This is a genomic window from Myxococcus dinghuensis (assembly GCF_024198235.1).
GTDB lineage: Bacteria > Myxococcota > Myxococcia > Myxococcales > Myxococcaceae > Myxococcus > Myxococcus dinghuensis.
The window spans coordinates 198,052-214,265 of record NZ_JAKCFB010000005.1; the positions used below are offsets into that span (position 1 = coordinate 198,052).

The window sequence follows — 16,214 nt, forward strand, 5'->3', positions numbered from 1 at the left end:
CCCGTGCGGGCTCACTCGCGGGGCGTCGAGGGGGAGGCGCCGCCCACGCCCGCGGCGTCCGGGGGGACCTCCGAGGCGGGGGGCTTCTGGACGGGGGCCTTGGGCTCCACGTGCTCCACCTTGCCCATCTGTTCCAGGTCCTGGCGGTTGTCGAGGGAGAAGCGGACCAGGGCGCGGAGGATGCGGTTGCGCTTCACGTTGCCCAGCACCTCCCGCAGGTCGTCGTACACGGTGGGGTCGCTGATGAGGCCACCCACGGTGCCCTCGCCGCTGGCGATGGTGGAGGTGATCTTCTTCAGGTCCGCCGCCGCGCTGCCCAGGTCCGCGAACATGCCGCGCGCGTCGCCATACACCAGCTGGTGCACGGCGCCGTTGGGGCTCTTCTTCGCGTCCTCGATGAGGCCCGCGAGCTGCTCCGCGGCGTCGCCCAGCTCGCGCAGGGCCTTGGTGCCCTCGTCGCCGTAGATGAGCGCGTGGGCGGTGCCGTCGCCGGTGCGCACCTCGCGCAGCAGCGCCTCCACGTGCCCCACGGCGCCGTCGATGCGCTCGGCCGCGCGCGACGCGTTGGTCATCATCCCGCGCACCTCGCGGCCCGCGGACTTGTCGTAGATGAGCGCGTGCAGCACGCCGTCGCCCTTCTCCACCTCCTCCAGGATGTCGGACAGCGAGCCCAGGCCCCGGCGCAGGTCCGCCACCAGCCGGGGGTCGCCGTACGACTCCACCGTCTTGCGCAGCGAGTGGGTGATGGCCACCGAGTTCTCCATCACCTCGCTGGCGCCATCCAGCAGCGCGGACAGGTCCCCGCCCGTGGAGGACTTGAGCTCCGAGCCCGGCTCCAGCGGCGGCGCGGTGGGGCTGCCCAGGGAGATGTCCACCGCCTTGTCGCCCAGCACGCCCATGCTGCTCAGCTGCGCCACCGAGTCCTGTCGCACGCGGTCCGCGTAGCGCTCCGACACCTGGAGCTGGACCTCCAGCCGCTGGTCCGTGGGGTCCTTGGAGAAGAAGATGCCCGTCACCCGCCCCACCTTCAGGCCGCCCAGCCACACCGGGGACTTGTCGTTGAGGCCCTGCACGTTGGCGAAGTAGGCGCGGAAGTACACCTGCTGCTGGAACAGGCGCGACTCCTGGCCGATGAAGAACACCACCATCCCGGCCACCGCCATGCCCAGCGCCACGAACAGGCCGGTGCGCAGCGCCAGCCGCCGCTCGCCAGCCGCGGAGGAGAACAGGCTCATCGCGTGCCTCCGTCCGCCACCAGCTCCGCGCGGCGCGCGTCCAGGAAGGCGCGCACCTCCGGCACCGTGGAGCGGCGGAACGCGTCCGGCGTGCCCACCTGGACGATGCGACGGTCGGCGAGCATCGCCATGCGGTCCCCCACCTCGAACGCGCTCACCAGGTCGTGCGTCACGACGATGGAGGTGCAGCCGAGCTTGGTCTTCATCGAGTTGATCATCGCGTTGATGGACTGGGTCGTGACGGGGTCCAGCCCCGTGGTGGGCTCGTCCCAGAGGATGACCTCCGGGTCCGTGGCGATGGCGCGGGCCAGCCCCACGCGCTTCTTCATGCCGCCGGACAGGTCCGCGGGCATCAGGTGTTCGGTGCCCGGCAGGCTCACCAGCTCCAGCTTCTGCGCCACCCGCTGGCGCACCTCGTCCGGCGGCATGTCCGGGAAGTGCTCGAGCAGCGGGTAGGCCACGTTCTCCCCCACGCTCAGCGAGTCGAAGAGCGCCGCGCCCTGGAACACCATGGCCACGTGGCGGCGCACCTCCATGAACTGCTCCTCCGTGAAGGCCGTCACGTCCGCCCCCTGGAAGAGCACGCGCCCCGCGTCCGGCCGCTGCAACCCGATGAGGCAGCGCAGGAGCACGCTCTTGCCCGTGCCGGAGCCGCCCAGCACCACCAGCGTCTCCCCGGCGCGCACGTCCAGCTCCAGGTCGTCGTAGACGCGCTTGGCGCCGAACGCCTTGCGCAGGTGCTCGAAGTGGATGAGCTGCTCACCCGGGTAGGGTCGGTGGAACTCGAAGCCGGGCGCTCGCTTCTCGTGGTGGCGGACGAAGGACATGGCGCGTCACAGGTACAGCGTCACCTTGGTGATGAAGAAGTCCGCCAGGCACACGGCCACGGAGGTGATGGCCACCGTCTGCGTGGTGGCGCGGCCCACGCCCTCCGTGCCCCCCTCCACCGTCAGGCCCTTGTAGCAACCCACCAGTCCGATGAGCAGCCCGAACACCCCGCCCTTGAAGACGCCGGACACGAAGTCGCCCATCAGCACCGAGTCGAGCGCGCCCTGGAAGAACTGGTCGAACGAGATGGCGTATTGCACCTTCACCACCACCGCGCCGGACACCAGGCCCACCACGTCCGCGAACACCGTGAGCACCGGCATCACCACCAGGGACGCGAGCACGCGCGGCACCACCAGCTTGCGCAGCGGGTCCGCCCCCAGCGCGCGGATGGCGTCCACCTGCTCCGTCACCGTCATGGCGCCCAGCTCCGCCGCCATGCCGCTGCCCAGGCGCGCGCCCACCGTCAGCGCCGTGAGCACCGGCGACAGCTCGCGGAACAGCGTGAGGACGACCACGCGCCCCACGGTGTACTGCACGCCGAAGCGCGCCAGGAAGTAGCCGAACTGCAGCGAGATGACGAGCCCCGCGAACATCGCCGTCAGCAGGGTGATGGGCATGGAGCGCACGCCCAGCGATTCGATGTGGTAGACGAGCGCGCTGCCGTTGAAGGGCGGCCGCACCGCGCGGGAGAACACCTGCCCGGTCATCCGCGCCATCTCCCCCAGCGACGTCAGGCGCGCCTTCGCGCGGGTCACCACCCCCGGCTGCGCGTCTCCCGCCAGCGTGGTGGCGCCCGCCTCCACCTGAGGACTCATCCCCTGCGCTCCGCGTGGAAGCCCGCCAGCAGCGCGTCGAAGTCCGGCATGCGCTCGGCGGCGGTGCCCGGCGGCGCCACGTACGAGAAGTCGAACACGCAGTTGTCCTTCTTCAACACCACCAGCTCCAGCTCCACCGGCACGCCGTCCATCTTCACCCGGTAGCGGCTGCGCAGCGCCTCGCGCCCGTCCATGGCGATGAGCCACTGGCCCAGGTCCTCGCGCTCGGTGAAGCCCGTGAGCAGGTGCCGGGTGAGCACCTGGAGCGACGGGTCGTCGTGGCCCTTGCACGTGGCGTTGACGGAGAGCGCGCGGCCGGTGCCCTCCTCGGAGAACGCCAGGTCGTTGCCGTCCAACCACACGCGGCGCCAGGACCGGGGCAGCTCGCCCACGCGGTAGCGCACGTCATGCTTGGAGAGCACGGAGTCCTCGAAGCTCACGCGGCGGCAGCCCCCGAGGGATGCGAGCAGCACGAGCAGCATCATCATCCGCCGCATGGCACCGTTCTTCGTATCGTTCTCCGGCCCTGCGCGAGTGTCATGCGTCAGCGGCGGCCCTACCGCAAGCAATTCCGTCTGGAATAGTGCCCGGAAGTACGATGGCGCGCCACCTGATATGACGGGTGGATGACACTGGACCTTCCAGGTCGTGTCTCCCTCCGGAACGTTCCAGTCCCGTTGCATTCCCGTGAAGTCCGACGGCGTGGATGTCCGCTCCGCCCCCGGTCGTTCGCGCCAGCCTTCCGCCGACGGAGGAGTCCCGGGCGGCTGGGAGGATTCGCATGTTTGGTTCGGCACCGGTCCCGGTGCACCCATCCCCACCTCCCTCATTCGGGGGGCGACCAGACGAGAGGAGGACCCCATGGATGGAGGACTCGCGGTTCTCGGCTTCTGCCTCTTCCTGTTCTCGATAGCCAACCTCTACGCGCGCACCGCCTATGGGCTGGCGTTCACGCTCGTCGTGGTCGCCGTGGTGTCCATGGGCATGGCGTTCAGCGAATCACGCAAGCTGCGCGAGCTGTCGCTGGGGTTGAGCGGGGTGCTGCTGGTGGCGGCGGTGGTGTCGCTCGCCGTGGGCTCGCGGTGGTGGCTGGTGCTGGGCGCGTTCTTGTTCTCGGTGGCGTACGCCACGCTCTGGGCGGAGTTCCGCTTCCCCTACTTCGGCCACGTGCGGCAGGAGGACCTGCCGCCGCCGCACGCGCAGCACGCGCGGAGGATGAACGTGCACTGGCCCTGGCACCGCCGCCGCACGGTGTGAGCGCCGCTCACGCCTCGGGGGCCGCGTCCGGGGTGCGCGACACGACCTGTCCGGAGGACACGGCCAGCCACAGCGTGTCGTCCGCCGCCGCGCCCCTCACCAGCGAGCCATCCGTGGTGGAGAGGAACACCTGCGCGCCGCTGCGCGCCAGGTAGTCCATCAGGTAGGCGTTGCGCTCGGGGTCCAGCTCGCTCGACACGTCGTCGAGGAGCAGCAGGGGCAGGAAGCCCAGGCACGACGCGAGGTTCTCGATTTCGGCGATCTTCCAGCCGAGCACCAGCGCGCGCTGCTGGCCCTGGCTCGCGTAGGCGCGCGCGCTGCGCCCCCCCAGCGTCACCGTCACGTCGTCCGCGTGGGGCCCCACGGAGGTGAAGCCCCGGTCCAGGTCGCGGCGCATGCGCGCGGTGAGCGACTCGCGCAGCGCCTGGGCCAGCGCGGGCTCGTCCGCCGTGGCGAAGTCCCCGCCCAGGTGCGCGGGGTGGTAGCCATACGTCGCCGGGTCCGCCGTGCGGCCGATGGCTCCGAAGGTCGCCTGCGCGCGCGGCGAAAGCTCCGCCATGAGCGCGCGGCGCCGGGCGTAGATGCGCGCGCCCGCCCGGGCCAGCGTCTCGTCGTAGGCCTCCAGGTAGGCGGGGTCCACGGCGTGCCCCTCGCGCAGCAGGCGGTTGCGGTTCTTCAGGGCGCGCGCGTACTCGCGGCTCTCCCGGAGGTAGGCCGGGAAGCGGTTGAACACCGCGCGGTCCAGGAAGGCGCGCCTCGAATCCGGACCGCCCTTCACCACCTCCAGGTCGTCCGGGGTGAAGGCGACGACGGAGACGCCGCCGAAGTACTCCTCCAGGCTCGCCGCCTTCTTGCCGTCCACGAAGGACTGCCGGGTGCCTCCGCCCACCTCGACGGAGATTTCGCGCTCCGCGCCCTTGAGCAGGAAGCGGCCCGACACGCGCGCGGACGGGGTGCCCCAGCGCACCAGCTCCGACAGCCGCCCGGCCCGCAGGGGCTTGAGCGTGGAGAGGAAGTAGAGCGCCTCCAGCAGGTTCGTCTTGCCCTGTCCGTTCTGCCCCACCGCGATGGTGGCGTGGGCACTGGGCGCGAGCGACACCTGCGCGAGGTTGCGGAAGTCCTGGACGTGGAGTGCGAGAAGGCGCACGGCGCCCCTCGTATACCCTGGCCGCGCCTCCGAGCGGGGAGCATCTTCACGCCCCCGTGAGCCCCGGGCCGTGGCCTGCCTGCCCTGGGCCCGGCCGCGACGCCGGGCGGGCGCGCGCCGTCACCCATCATGGGTGCGGGGACCGGGCCCCCGGGCTTGGTGGGCCCGGGGAGGCGCCCTCACCGGGAGAGGCCCCCAGGGGGTGTGCCGGAGAGGCTGGACCGCCGCAGCGGCAGCACGTCGAAGGGGATGGAGATGCGCGTGGCGATGCCCTGGACCGCCTCCGGCACCGTGGCGAGCAGTTGCTGGAGGCTGACGCCCCGGCGGGCGACGACGAGGACCACCGGACGCGCGTCCTTGTCCTCGCCCAGCGCCACGCGCCCGATGCCGTCCTTGCCCGACAACAGCCGCTGGGCCTCGCCCACCGCGGCGCGCAGTTGCACGTGGAGGTCCGAGTCCGTCAGCGACGCGAGCGCCAGCTCCCGCACGAAGCTACCCACCGCCTTGCCGGTGGCGAGCAGCCCGTGTGCGTTGAGCGGCGCGGAGGGCCGCGCGGTCGGGACGGGCGTCGACGGCGCGCTGGCGGCACCCAGGCCGCTGGCCGGGGCCGCGCCCGAGGCGGCCTTCGCACCTCCGGTGGCGGCCACTCCCGCGCCCACGGCGCCCACGCCACCACTGGGCGTCATCCCGCCAGGGGCACTGGCCGCGCCCTTCGCGCCCACGCCACCGCTCGGAGTCATCCCGGAGCCAGGACCACCGACCGCGCCCACGCCACCGCTCGGGGTCATCCCGGCGCCAGGGCCACCGACGGCGCCCACGCCACCGCTGGGAGTCATCCCACCCGGCGACGTGGAGACGCGCGAGAGCGACTCGGAGCTCTGGGTCCGCGCCCCGAAGATGCTGCGCGAGCCCTGCCCTTGCGCCTGCTTCTGGACCTCGGCGGTGAGGTGCTGCGCGGAGATGCCCTCGCGGGCGTCGCGCTGTTCGCGGGCCTGGGCCTGACCGGAGTCGGTGTTGCCCCGCCGGCGGAACTCCTCCATGCGCTGCCACGCCTGCTCCTGCGTGTCCGGCCGCTCGCCATGGTGGTCCGAGGAGCCGACCTCCTTCTGCTCGTCGATTCCGAGCTCGTCCTCGTCCAGCTCGTCGATCTGCGACGGGGCCGTCCCCTGCGCCGCCTGACCTCGGGAGGCGCGGCGGCGCTCCGTGGGGCGCTGCTGCGCTCGCACCGAACCGGGTGACCTGGGGGGAGGTTGGGATATCTTGGTCATGGGCGCTCTATCCTGGCGGACTCCATGGGAACCAACGAAGGTGGCGTGGTGTACGACTATGGTCGCTGTCCCTGCACGGGGGCCTACGAGGGACGCTTCATCGAAGTGGAGATGGAGGTCTCCGGACGCCAGGTCGTCGTCACGAGCATTCCCCAGGGAGAATGCCCGGGCTGTGGCTCCCAGGTCTACAAGCTCCAGATCATCGAGCGGATGGAGACGCTGATGAGGCCCGAGAAGGGCTGAGGCGACGACAGGCGGCATTGTCGGATTCCTGACGTCCGCTTGCCCACATCCCTCCCACGTGGAGCGGACCCCGGGCCTCCTTGACCGTCCCGGCACGCGCCGCCAGGGTTCCACCTCCAATCACAGACATCGCCGGCCCTGGAGCGTTTCGCCAGGCCCGCTCACGACGCGAGGCCCGTGGAGGCCGCCGGGGACTCCTCCCCGGCCCGCGTCTCCACGGGCGTCAGCGGCAACTCCACGGTGAAGGTGGCGCCCGCGCCGGGCCGGCTCTCCACGTGGATGACGCCGCCCATCGCCTCCACCAGCGTGCGCGACACGTACAGCCCCAACCCGAGCCCTCCGTAGTTGCGCTCGGACACGGCGCGCTCGAACTTGTGGAAGATGCGCGCCTGGGCCTCCGGGCTGATGCCGATGCCCTCGTCGCGCACCGACAGGCGCGCCCGCTCCGCCTCCCGCCACACCTCCAGGCGCACGGGCTGGCCCGCGCCGTACTTCAGCGCGTTGGACACCAGGTTGGTGACGACCTGCTCCACGCGCATCCGGTCCCACGTCCCCACCGTGAGGACCCGGGTCTGGACCTCGAGCGTGCAACCCGCGCGCTCGGCCTCCAGTTGGTGACGCGTGGCCACGTCCTGGACCAGCTCCCCCAGGTCGACCTGCTCGTACTCCAGCTTGAGCCGGCCGGTGCCGATGCGCGACACGTCCAGGAGCCCGTTCACCAGCCCCGCCAGCCGCATCACCTGGCGCAGCATGCCCTGCACCTCGCGGCCGTGGCGCGCCATCCACGCCCCCTCCGGGTCCGCCTGCGCGGCGCGCACGAAGGCCTGCAACCGCAACCCCAGCACCGTCAACGGCGTCTTCAGCTCGTGGCTCGCGACGGAGAGGAACTCGTCGCGCACGCGCACCGCCTCCTGCAGATGGCGCTCCACCGTCTTCAGCCGGGTGATGTCCAGGAAGGGCAGCACCGTCACCGCGGGGTGGCCGTGCATCGCGGGCAACATCTCCGACGAGATGCTCACCACGTACTCGCCCGTGTGCGTCTTCCAGACGACCTCCACCCCCTCCAGCTTCTCGCCGCGCGCCGCGCGGGTGGAGGGAATCTCGTCCGCGCCCAGGCGGCGGCCCTCCATGTCCTCGAGCCGGAAGAGTCCGCCGTAGTCCGCGGCGGGCACGTGCGTGGGCAGGGGCGCGCCGTACAGCTTGTCCGCGGCGGCGTTGGAGAAGACGAGGCCATGCGTCTTCGGGTCCGCCATCACCACCGGCATGGGCATCAGGTCGAGCACCACCTCCAGCCAGCGCTGCTGGTTCTCCACCGCCTGCCGGGCGTGCACCTGCTCCGTCACCTCGAAGGCGAACGTGACCAGCCCCTCCACCTTCCCACGCTCGTCGTGCAGCGGTTCGTAGAGGAGGTTCCAGTAGCGCGTCTCGACCTCTCCCTGCCCCGCGTAGTCGAGCGTCACCGGGTACTCGTTGGCGCTCACCCGCTCACCCGTCTCCAGCACCCCCCGGTACAGGTCCACCTGCGCGGAGGACAGGTCCGGAATCGCCTCCAGCAGGGCGCGCCCCACCAGCTCGCGTCCGCCCATCAGCGTCTGGAACAGGGGGTTGGCGAACTCGAAGCGCAGCTCCGGGCCGCGCAGGACGTTGATGGCCACGGGGGCCTGGGTGAACAGCTGGAACAGGCGCCGGCGCTCCACCTGCTCCGCCTCGCGCGCCGTCAGCTCCGCCGTGACGTCCTTGTACGCGAGCGCGACGTGGCCCACCTCGCCCCCAGGCGACGCGAGCGGGAAGCAGGTGCAGGCGATGGCGATGCGGTGGGCGTCCGCCACGGAGATGTGCCGCAGCTCCTTCACGTCGTACCAGATGACCGGCGTCTGGACCGTCTCCCCCTCGAACGCGCGGCGGATGAGCGCGGCGAGCCCCAGGCGCTCCACCAGCTCGTCCTGGAAGAGGTTGTACTCGGGCGGCGGAGGCACGCCGAACATCGCCTCGTACGCCGGGTTCATGAGCCGGATGTACCCGTCCGCGCCGAAGATGGCGTACGGCACGGGCGAGTGAAGGAACAGCCCCTCCAGGAGCGCCAGCGGGTCGGACATCTCCGCGAGCCGCTCGCGCAACGGCCGTGACGCGGTGGACACGCGCGCCGTCCGGCGAGCGTCCGCGCGACGCGGCGGCGTCACCGGCGCGTTCGACTGCTTCCCACCCCGAGTTCCCTGGCCCTTGCGAGTCGCCACGGTTCGAGGACCTAGCAGAGGACTTCATGGCCACGCATCGCGGAAAGGCACGACACGTCCAGAGGTCCACGGCCCGCCGCCAGGGCATGCGAGGATGCCGCCACGATGGCGGACTCCCTCAAGACCTTCTTCGATGCCCCGCTCGTGCGCGAGCTGGGGTCGCAGCTCCACCGCGCCCTCCCCTCCTTCCCCCGCGACACGTTCGTCCGCGAGGCCATCCAGGACCTGGAGCGTCACGAGCTCATCGACCGCGCGCGCCACATCATGGGGGCGATGCGCCGCGCGCTCCCGTCCGACTACCCCCGCGCGCTGAAGGTGATGCTGCGCTCGCTCGGCCCGGCGCGGCAGGACACCGAACGCAAGGCCATGGACGTGTTCTTCTACCTGCCCCACACGCTGTTCGTGTCCGAGCACGGACTGGAGCACTTCGAGGAGTCCATGCTCGCGCTGCACACGCTCACCCAGCGCTTCACGGGTGAGTGGGCCATCCGCCCCTTCCTGGAGCGCCATCCGGAGAAGACGCTGGCGCGCCTGCGCGAATGGGCCACGGACGAGAACGTCCACGTGCGCCGCCTCGTCTCCGAGGGCACGCGCCCACGCCTGCCCTGGGGCTCGCGGCTGCGCGCGTTCCAGAAGGACCCGCGTCCGGTGCTCGCGCTGCTGGAGCTGCTGAAGGACGACCCGGAGCTGTACGTCCGCCGCTCGGTGGCCAACAACCTCAACGACATCGGCAAGGACCATCCGGAGGTGCTCGTCCAGGTGGCGAAGGCCTGGCAGCAGGGCGCCACGCCGGAGCGCCAGTGGCTCATCCGCCACGCCCTGCGCTTCGCCATCAAGCGCGGCGACGCGAGCGCGCTGGAGGCGCTGGGTGCGGGCAAGCCCACGGGCATCGAGGTCCGGGCCACGTCGCTGCCCGCGCGCGCCCGGGTGGGCGGCGCCATGGACATCCGCTTCGAGGTGGCCAACCGCTCGCGCCGCGCGCAGTCGCTCGTGGTGGACCTGGCGATCTACTTCGTCAAGGCGCGGGGAGACGCGCCCCAGCCCAAGGTCTTCAAGGTGCGCGAGCTGACGCTCGGCCCCGGAGCGACGGAAGAGGTGGGCAAGCGCGTCTCGCTCGCGCAGCTCTCCACGCGGCGCCACTACCCCGGCAGCCACCGCATCGAGGCGCGCATCAACGGGCTCGACCTGCCGCTGGGCGCGGTGGAAGTCGAAACGTGAGGCCTCCCGCTCAGCGGGGCCCGAGCATCTTCACCAGCTTGTTGTAGACGCCCATCACCAGCAGGGGGGACACCCACGAGCCGATGAAGCGCGCGGGCCGCTCGCGGCCCATCAGCTCCAGGCCGAGCGAGACGCCCATCGAGCACAGGCTGCTGAAGAGGAACACGTGCGAGGGAATCTTGGCCGCCTGCTGTTCGATCAGGCGGGTGAACGACCCCTCGGCGTGCTCCGCGCGGCGCACGGGGGGCGCCTCGTACTCCTTCTCCGAGGCCACGCTGGCCGGGTTGACGTCGATGCTCATGCTCCCTCCCCGGGCGGCCGTGCGTCGGGCGCCACCTCCCCGCCGCGAGGGCCCAGGCCCCATGCCTCCCACCGTCGCGGTCCCCATCATGTTGGGACCGGCGAGGGGAAACGGCGAGATGGCGCACGGACCCAGGCATCCAGCGGAACACGTGGCGGAGGGGCTGCTGCTCCCGGACATGGGCGCGGGGCCACTGCTGCAACGTGATTACTGGGGCGTCATCCGGCGGTGCCGCTACGCGCCCGCGGACATCATGGACTGGGTGGGCCGCCACTTCCCGGAGTTCGCGCCGGAGGAGTTGTGCGTCTTCGCGCGGGAGGACGCGTCGCGCGAGGACCAACCCCTGGAGGAGGGCGAGACGCTGCGGGTGCACATCCACGGCGCGGGCACGTTCGGGGTGCGGGTCATCCACAAGAACGCGCGCAGCCTCACGCTCGCCACCCTGCCCGGCCACCCGGAGGCCGGCCGCATCACCTTCGGCGCCTACCGGAACGTCCACCGCGACGTCATCTTCCACATCCGCAGCCGCGCGCGCTCCGGCTCGCCGGTGCACTACTGGGGGTTCGTCACCGCGGGCGAGGCCATGCAGACCAACACCTGGACGGAGTTCGTGACGCGCGTCGCGGTCTCCGCGGGGGACGGCGTCCTGGGCGTCATCCACGCGGACACCTCGCACCTGGACGCGGAGCCACGGGGAGGCGACGTGGAGGCGGGGCCGACGTTCCTCGCGCTCGGGAGTGGTGGCGATGATTAGGTGGCGCATCGGCAAGGGCTGGTCCGAGGAGTCGCTGTCCCTCCTGCTGCGGGAGGCGGAGGGGCTGCCCCGCAACTTCACCGCCGCCTCCGGGGAGATGACGTTGGAGCGCGGGTGGAACCAGGTCCACTCGGAGGCGTCGCTGGGCCACGAGCCTCCGGGCCCTCCTTGCGCGGATGGACTCTTCGCGCGGGCGCGGCGCGTGCTGGAGACGTTCGACTTCTCGGACCCGCGCATCGTGCGCTGGCACTTCCTGGCCGATGCGCCGCTGGCCGGGCGCACGGTGCTGCTGGAGCTGAAGTCCGTGCGGCAGTGGGTGCGGCACCTCGTCGGCGCGCGCGTGGGGGACGTGCGCGAGGAGCAGGGCGAGGAGTTCAGCGTGTTCGGCTTCAGCTTCGAGACGCTGGAGGGCCACATCGAGGAAGGCCGCGAGTGGTTCCTGCTCCAGAAGCGCCACGCGGATGGCGAGGTGCGCTTCCGCATCGAGGCGGCCTGGAGGCCGGGGCGCTTCCCCACTGCGTGGAGCCGGCTGGGGTTCGCGGTGGTGGGCCGGTACTACCAGCGCGCGTGGCACGAACAGACGCAGGTGCGGTTGCGGGAGCTGACGTGGCACCACCCGGAGCTCGTGGGCAGCTCGGTGCACCACGGGAAGGTGGACCACTCCACGGACCGGCTGCGGCCGAGCCACGTGCACTTCTTCTCGCGCCGCGCGCCGGGACGACTGACGACCCTGATGGAAGAGGAGGTGGAGACCGTGGAACGAGAAGACTGGTTGGCGCCGGTGGGGCTCGGAGTGCTCGCGGGGATGCGGAGCCTGAGCGCGCCCGCGTTGATGAGCCAACGACTGTCCGAGTCACCTCGCGAGGCGGAGGACCCGCTGTCCAGGGCGCTGACGAGGCCGTGGGTTCCGCAGGTGTTGAGGGTGCTCGCCGTGGGAGAGCTGGTGGCGGACAAGCTGCCGAGGACACCGGCGCGGGTGAAGTTCGTGCCGCTCACGGGGCGCATCCTGATGGGCACGGTGGCGGCGGCCTCGTCCGTCGGGGAGCAACCCCGGCACCGCGTCGCGCTCGCGGCCGCGCTGGGCGCCACGGCGGCGGTGGCGTCGAGCTGGGCGTTCTACTCGCTGCGGCGCCTGGCCACGACCCGGCTTCGCATCCCCAGCGTGGCGGCGGCGCTCGCCGAGGACGCGCTCGTCGCGGCACTCGCCACGCGCGTGCTCACGCGCCTGCGCGCCAACGCCGCTTGAGTGGCATACACGCGCGCGGTGGCCCTCACGCGCGCCGACGCCGCTTGAGTGGCATACGCGCGCGCGGTGGCCCCAACGAGGGCTCGCCACGCGCACACGCGCCGACGCCACGTGAGTGAGCGGAATACGCGCGCATGGTGCGCCCTCACGGGGGCTCGCCACGCGCACACGCGCCGACGCCACGTGAGTGAGCGGCATACGCGCGCATGGTGGCCCTCACGGGGGCTCGCCACACGTTGAGTGAGCGGCATACGCGCGCATGGTGGCCCTCACCGGGGCTCGCCACACGCGCCGACGCCACGTGAGCGGCATACGCACGCGTGGCGACACTCACGGGGAAGGAAAGGGGCGCCAGGCGTGTGCCCACGCGCCTGCGCGCCAACACCGCACGACAAGCACACGCGCGCGTAGCGGCACTCACGGAAGGAAACGGGCGACACCGCGCTCCCGCTCACCCCTCGCGGGACACGGCGTCGCGCGCGGCCTGCACGAGCGCGGCGAGGTCCCTCACCTGGGGCCCCACCTCCACCCCGCGCGGCGGAGCACTCGCCGGAGAGAACAGCCGCACCGGCGTCTGCGCCTTGCCCCGCAGCAGGACGAACAGCCTCAGCGCATCCCGCAGCCGCTCGACGTCCGCGCCCTCCTCCCCCTGGGCCCGCCGCGCCGCGCTCCAGAGCCGCGTCCACGCGGCCTCCTCGTCCCACGCCCCCACGGGGCGCTCACGCGACAGGTCCGCCACCTCCGCCGCCAGCTCGAACAACCCCGCGCGCCCCTCACCGAAGGCCTCGCCCGCCACCAGCCGCGTCTCGCGCGCCCCAGCCACCTCGCGCGCCGCGAGCCACGGCAACAAGTCCGGCACCTCCACCTCGACGGGAGACACCGGCGCCAGGCGCGACTCCATCACCCCCCGCAGCCGCGCTCGCGCCACGCCGTGCCAGAACAGCGCGTGCAGCAGCAGCTCCGGCCCGCTCCGGGGCACGTTCAGCGGCGCGCGCGACGCCCGCCGCTTCAGGAACTCCACCACCTTCCCGCTCGTGTCGAAGTGCTCCAGCCGTCGCCACACCACCGCCTGCGCGGACTCCGCCAACGGGAGCGCCCGACGAAGCGCGTCCGCCTCCGCCACGTCGAAGGGCAACGCCGCCCCCGCCATGGGGCGCTTGAAGACCCGCTCGAACACCTCCGAAGCCGCGCACACCGCGCGCAGCTCCGGCAGGTTGCGCGGCAACAGCTCCACCGCGCGCGTCCACGTGCGCCGCCCGAGCAACGGCCCCGCCTCCAGCACCACCTCCTCGAGCGTCAGCAACACCTCGCCCAGCGTCGGCGGCGGCTCGCGCCCGGAGAGCCGGTGCAGCGCGCTCGCCTGGACCGCGTCGCGCAGCCGCTCCACCTCCGTCATCAGTTGCACGGGAGCGGACCGCGCGGGCCAGCCCTCCGCCGCGGCCCGGCGCTTCAGCGAAGCCAGCGTCGCGTCCACCTCCGGCTGCGCCTGCGCCACCTCCCGCAGCAGCTCGAAGTGCGCGCGCACCCGGTCCTTCCAGAAGAACGCCTCCAACATCCGGCGCAGCGCCACGTAGCGCAGCCGCGTCGCCTCCAGGAGGTCGGCGCGGTCCTCCAGCCTCGCGCGCAGGTTGTCCGGATGCGTGGCCACCGCCCCACTATAGGGAGGCTCCCGCCTTCCAGCAGGCCCCCGGCGCTCGCGGCCAGGGCCTCGTCCAGAATGCGGCACGCCCCGGGGCGGTCTCCACGGACCTCTCCCGGGACGACGGGGCCGGACACGGCCCCGGGACGACTCAGACGCGCATCGGCATCACGACCGCGGTGAAGGTGCGGTCCCCCGGCGCGTGCAGCACGCCCGGGCTGTGCTCGTCACCCAGCTCGAAGCTCACCTCGTCCGTGTCCGTCACCGCGAGCACGTCCGTGAGGTAGCGCGCGTTGAAGCCCACGGTGATGTCGTTGCCCCGGTAGGCCAGCTCCACCACGTCGCGCGCCTCGCCCAGGTCCGGGTTGCTCGCGGTGATGACCAGCTTGTTCTCCTCCAGGCCGATGCGGACCGCGTTGCTCTTGTCCGCCGACAGCAGCGCGATGCGCTTGAGGCCCTCCAGGAAGCGCACCTTCGGCACCAGGACGACCTTCTCGCCCTCCTTGGGGATGACGCGCTGGTACTCCGGGAACTGCCCGTCGATGAGCCGCATCACCATGGTGAGGCCCGGCTTCTTGAAGAGCGCGGAGTTCTCCGCGAAGCCCAGGTGGCACTCCGCGTCCGGCGCCTCGTCCAACAGGCGCTTGAGCTCCATCAGGCCCTTGCGCGGGATGATGACGCCGCTCTTGAGCTTGAAGTCCCCCGGCAGCTCGCGCTCCACCAGCGACAGGCGGTGGCCATCCGTGGCCACCATCCGGACCTTGCCCGTGGATTGCGGCTCGAAGAAGACGCCGTTGAGGATGTAGCGGGTCTCGTCGCTGGAGATGGCGAACTGGGTCTTCTTGATCATCTCCAGCAGCGTGTTGCCCCCCACCTGCACCAACGGAGCGTTCTCCTCCTTGGGCAGCTTGGGGTACTCCTCCGCCGCCATGCCGACGATCTTGAAGTGCGCCGAGCCGCTGGCGATGTCCACGTAGTTGTTCGCCAGCTTCTTCAGCGTCACCTGCGCGTCCGGCAGGTTCTGCACGATGTCGAAGACGTACTTGGCGCTCAGCGTGACGGCGCCCGTCTTGATGACCTCGGCGGGGTGCTCGGACACGATGCCGATGTCCAGGTCGAACGCGGTGACCGTGATGCCGCTCTTGGTCGCGTTGACGAGCACGTTCGCGAGGATGGGCATCGTCGTCTTGCGCTCCACGATGCCCTGGGCGCGGTAGAGGGCCTTCTTCAGCTCGTCGGCGGCGATGCGGAATTCCATCGAGGGCGTCCTTAAAGGGTCCGGCCCCGAGAGGCCGATCAGGGGGCCGATGTAGCCCGTGACATGGGGAGCGTCAACGACGCCAGAACGCCGTCTTCAGGCCCACTTCATGAACCAACACCGAGGATTCCCACTCCCCGTGTACCTGTCTGGGCGTTCAGGTGCGCTTCCATGGATGACCGCCGGTCAGGGAGGCGAGTCGGACTGGCCCTTGGCCTCCGGGCGATGGACACTGAGGGCCTCCCCGACTTTCCGGAGCCTTCCATGAACGTCCGTCCGCTGCTGCTCGCCGCGCTCGCGCTCGGCTTCGCCGCTGGGTGCAGCAAGCCCTCCGCGTCCTCGTCCTCGCTGCCCTCGTCGGAGCCAGGCACCGCCAACCAGGCGGAGCAGCCTCCGTCCGCCGAGGTGGGCGCCCCGAGCCAGGACCAGAGCGGCACGCCGTCCCAGCCCGTCACGCCGCCGTCCAACGCGGGCGAGCCCAAGGCGGGCGAGAGCGCCGTCTACATCGTGCGCGACAGCGGCGTGCGCTGCTTCGCGCCGCCCTGCCCCACCTACAACGCGGTCCTGGCGGACAAGCCGGAGATGGACGCCATCCCCATCCACGAGCTGGACCTGCAGGCGGTGACGAAGGGCTCGGACTCCGCGCTGGAGTCGCTCATGCAGCGCACGCGCGGCGGCGGGCTGAAGGTGCGGGGCACCCTGGAGACGCGCCCCAAGGCCGGCCCCGCGGGCGACGCCACGGTGCTGCGCGCCACCGCGGTGGACTGA

16 protein-coding genes are annotated in these 16,214 nt (G+C 71.7%); 6 read left to right on the forward strand and 10 right to left on the reverse strand.

The annotated features are described in order from the left end of the window. Positions 1 to 11: 11 nt before the first annotated feature. From LZ198_RS09785 to LZ198_RS09800, 4 genes are read right to left on the reverse strand one after another with little or no spacing between them, the layout of a single operon-like run. Entirely contained in the window at positions 12 to 1,235 is a 1,224-nt protein-coding gene (locus LZ198_RS09785) for an MlaD family protein (RefSeq protein WP_253971634.1), read from the reverse strand. Then, the gene (locus LZ198_RS09790; RefSeq protein WP_253971635.1) at positions 1,232 to 2,062 is read right to left on the reverse strand and encodes an ABC transporter ATP-binding protein; all 831 of its coding nucleotides are present in this window, start codon (positions 2,060 to 2,062) and stop codon (positions 1,232 to 1,234) included. The genes LZ198_RS09785 and LZ198_RS09790 overlap by 4 nt, the downstream gene beginning before the upstream one ends. 6 nt (positions 2,063 to 2,068) lie before the next feature. After that, positions 2,069 to 2,881, reverse strand: coding sequence for an MlaE family ABC transporter permease (locus LZ198_RS09795; protein ID WP_253971636.1), 813 nt, complete (start codon positions 2,879 to 2,881; stop codon positions 2,069 to 2,071). Then, on the reverse strand, positions 2,878 to 3,378 hold the full coding sequence (locus tag LZ198_RS09800; protein WP_253971637.1) for a hypothetical protein: 501 nt from the start codon (positions 3,376 to 3,378) through the stop codon (positions 2,878 to 2,880). The genes LZ198_RS09795 and LZ198_RS09800 overlap by 4 nt, the downstream gene beginning before the upstream one ends. A gap of 364 nt (positions 3,379 to 3,742) precedes the next feature. Between LZ198_RS09800 and LZ198_RS09805 the strand changes: the two genes are divergently transcribed. Continuing rightward, a complete protein-coding gene (locus LZ198_RS09805; RefSeq protein WP_253971638.1) occupies positions 3,743 to 4,138 on the forward strand; it encodes a hypothetical protein in 396 nt (131 codons plus the stop codon). A gap of 7 nt (positions 4,139 to 4,145) precedes the next feature. Here the strand turns inward: LZ198_RS09805 and recF are convergent, their stop codons facing one another. Both recF and LZ198_RS09815 read right to left on the reverse strand, forming a co-directional pair. Continuing rightward, positions 4,146 to 5,285, reverse strand: a complete 1,140-nt coding sequence (recF, locus tag LZ198_RS09810) for a DNA replication/repair protein RecF (RefSeq protein WP_253971639.1) — start codon at positions 5,283 to 5,285, stop codon at positions 4,146 to 4,148. 179 nt (positions 5,286 to 5,464) lie between these two features. Beyond that, the gene (locus tag LZ198_RS09815) at positions 5,465 to 6,553 is read right to left on the reverse strand and encodes a hypothetical protein (protein WP_253971640.1); all 1,089 of its coding nucleotides are present in this window, start codon (positions 6,551 to 6,553) and stop codon (positions 5,465 to 5,467) included. Positions 6,554 to 6,577: 24 nt separating this feature from the next. Between LZ198_RS09815 and LZ198_RS09820 the strand changes: the two genes are divergently transcribed. Then, positions 6,578 to 6,796 (forward strand): hypothetical protein, encoded by a 219-nt coding sequence (locus LZ198_RS09820; protein ID WP_253971641.1) that lies wholly within the window; start codon positions 6,578 to 6,580, stop codon positions 6,794 to 6,796. Between the two features lie 161 nt (positions 6,797 to 6,957). Here the strand turns inward: LZ198_RS09820 and LZ198_RS09825 are convergent, their stop codons facing one another. Beyond that, positions 6,958 to 8,934: a PAS domain-containing sensor histidine kinase gene (locus LZ198_RS09825; RefSeq protein WP_407667396.1), complete on the reverse strand. Its 1,977-nt coding sequence runs from the start codon at positions 8,932 to 8,934 to the stop codon at positions 6,958 to 6,960. Between the two features lie 201 nt (positions 8,935 to 9,135). Here LZ198_RS09825 and LZ198_RS09830 point away from each other — a divergent pair, with 201 nt between their 5' ends. Further along, entirely contained in the window at positions 9,136 to 10,248 is a 1,113-nt protein-coding gene (locus tag LZ198_RS09830) for a DNA alkylation repair protein (RefSeq protein WP_253971642.1), read from the forward strand. Positions 10,249 to 10,258: 10 nt separating this feature from the next. On the opposite strand, the gene LZ198_RS09835 is transcribed toward LZ198_RS09830, so the two are convergent. After that, on the reverse strand, positions 10,259 to 10,549 hold the full coding sequence (locus LZ198_RS09835; RefSeq protein WP_253971643.1) for a hypothetical protein: 291 nt from the start codon (positions 10,547 to 10,549) through the stop codon (positions 10,259 to 10,261). 118 nt (positions 10,550 to 10,667) lie between these two features. Between LZ198_RS09835 and LZ198_RS09840 the strand changes: the two genes are divergently transcribed. Further along, positions 10,668 to 11,303 carry a DUF1990 family protein gene (locus LZ198_RS09840; RefSeq protein WP_253971644.1) on the forward strand — a complete coding sequence of 212 codons (636 nt, stop codon included), beginning with the start codon at positions 10,668 to 10,670 and terminating at the stop codon, positions 11,301 to 11,303. Beyond that, the gene (locus LZ198_RS09845; RefSeq protein ID WP_253971645.1) at positions 11,296 to 12,549 is read left to right on the forward strand and encodes a DUF1990 family protein; all 1,254 of its coding nucleotides are present in this window, start codon (positions 11,296 to 11,298) and stop codon (positions 12,547 to 12,549) included. The genes LZ198_RS09840 and LZ198_RS09845 overlap by 8 nt, the downstream gene beginning before the upstream one ends. A gap of 451 nt (positions 12,550 to 13,000) precedes the next feature. Here LZ198_RS09845 and LZ198_RS09850 read toward each other — a convergent pair whose 3' ends face one another. Together LZ198_RS09850 and dnaN are read right to left on the reverse strand one after the other, a co-directional pair. Then, on the reverse strand, positions 13,001 to 14,197 hold the full coding sequence (locus tag LZ198_RS09850) for a hypothetical protein (protein WP_253971646.1): 1,197 nt from the start codon (positions 14,195 to 14,197) through the stop codon (positions 13,001 to 13,003). A 142-nt stretch (positions 14,198 to 14,339) separates the two neighbouring features. Further along, complete coding sequence (gene dnaN, locus LZ198_RS09855; protein ID WP_253971647.1) at positions 14,340 to 15,446, reverse strand: DNA polymerase III subunit beta; 1,107 nt, start codon at positions 15,444 to 15,446, stop codon at positions 14,340 to 14,342. A gap of 264 nt (positions 15,447 to 15,710) precedes the next feature. On the opposite strand from dnaN, the gene LZ198_RS09860 reads away from it, so the two are divergent. Then, positions 15,711 to 16,214, forward strand: a complete 504-nt coding sequence (locus LZ198_RS09860; RefSeq protein ID WP_253971648.1) for a DUF6748 domain-containing protein — start codon at positions 15,711 to 15,713, stop codon at positions 16,212 to 16,214.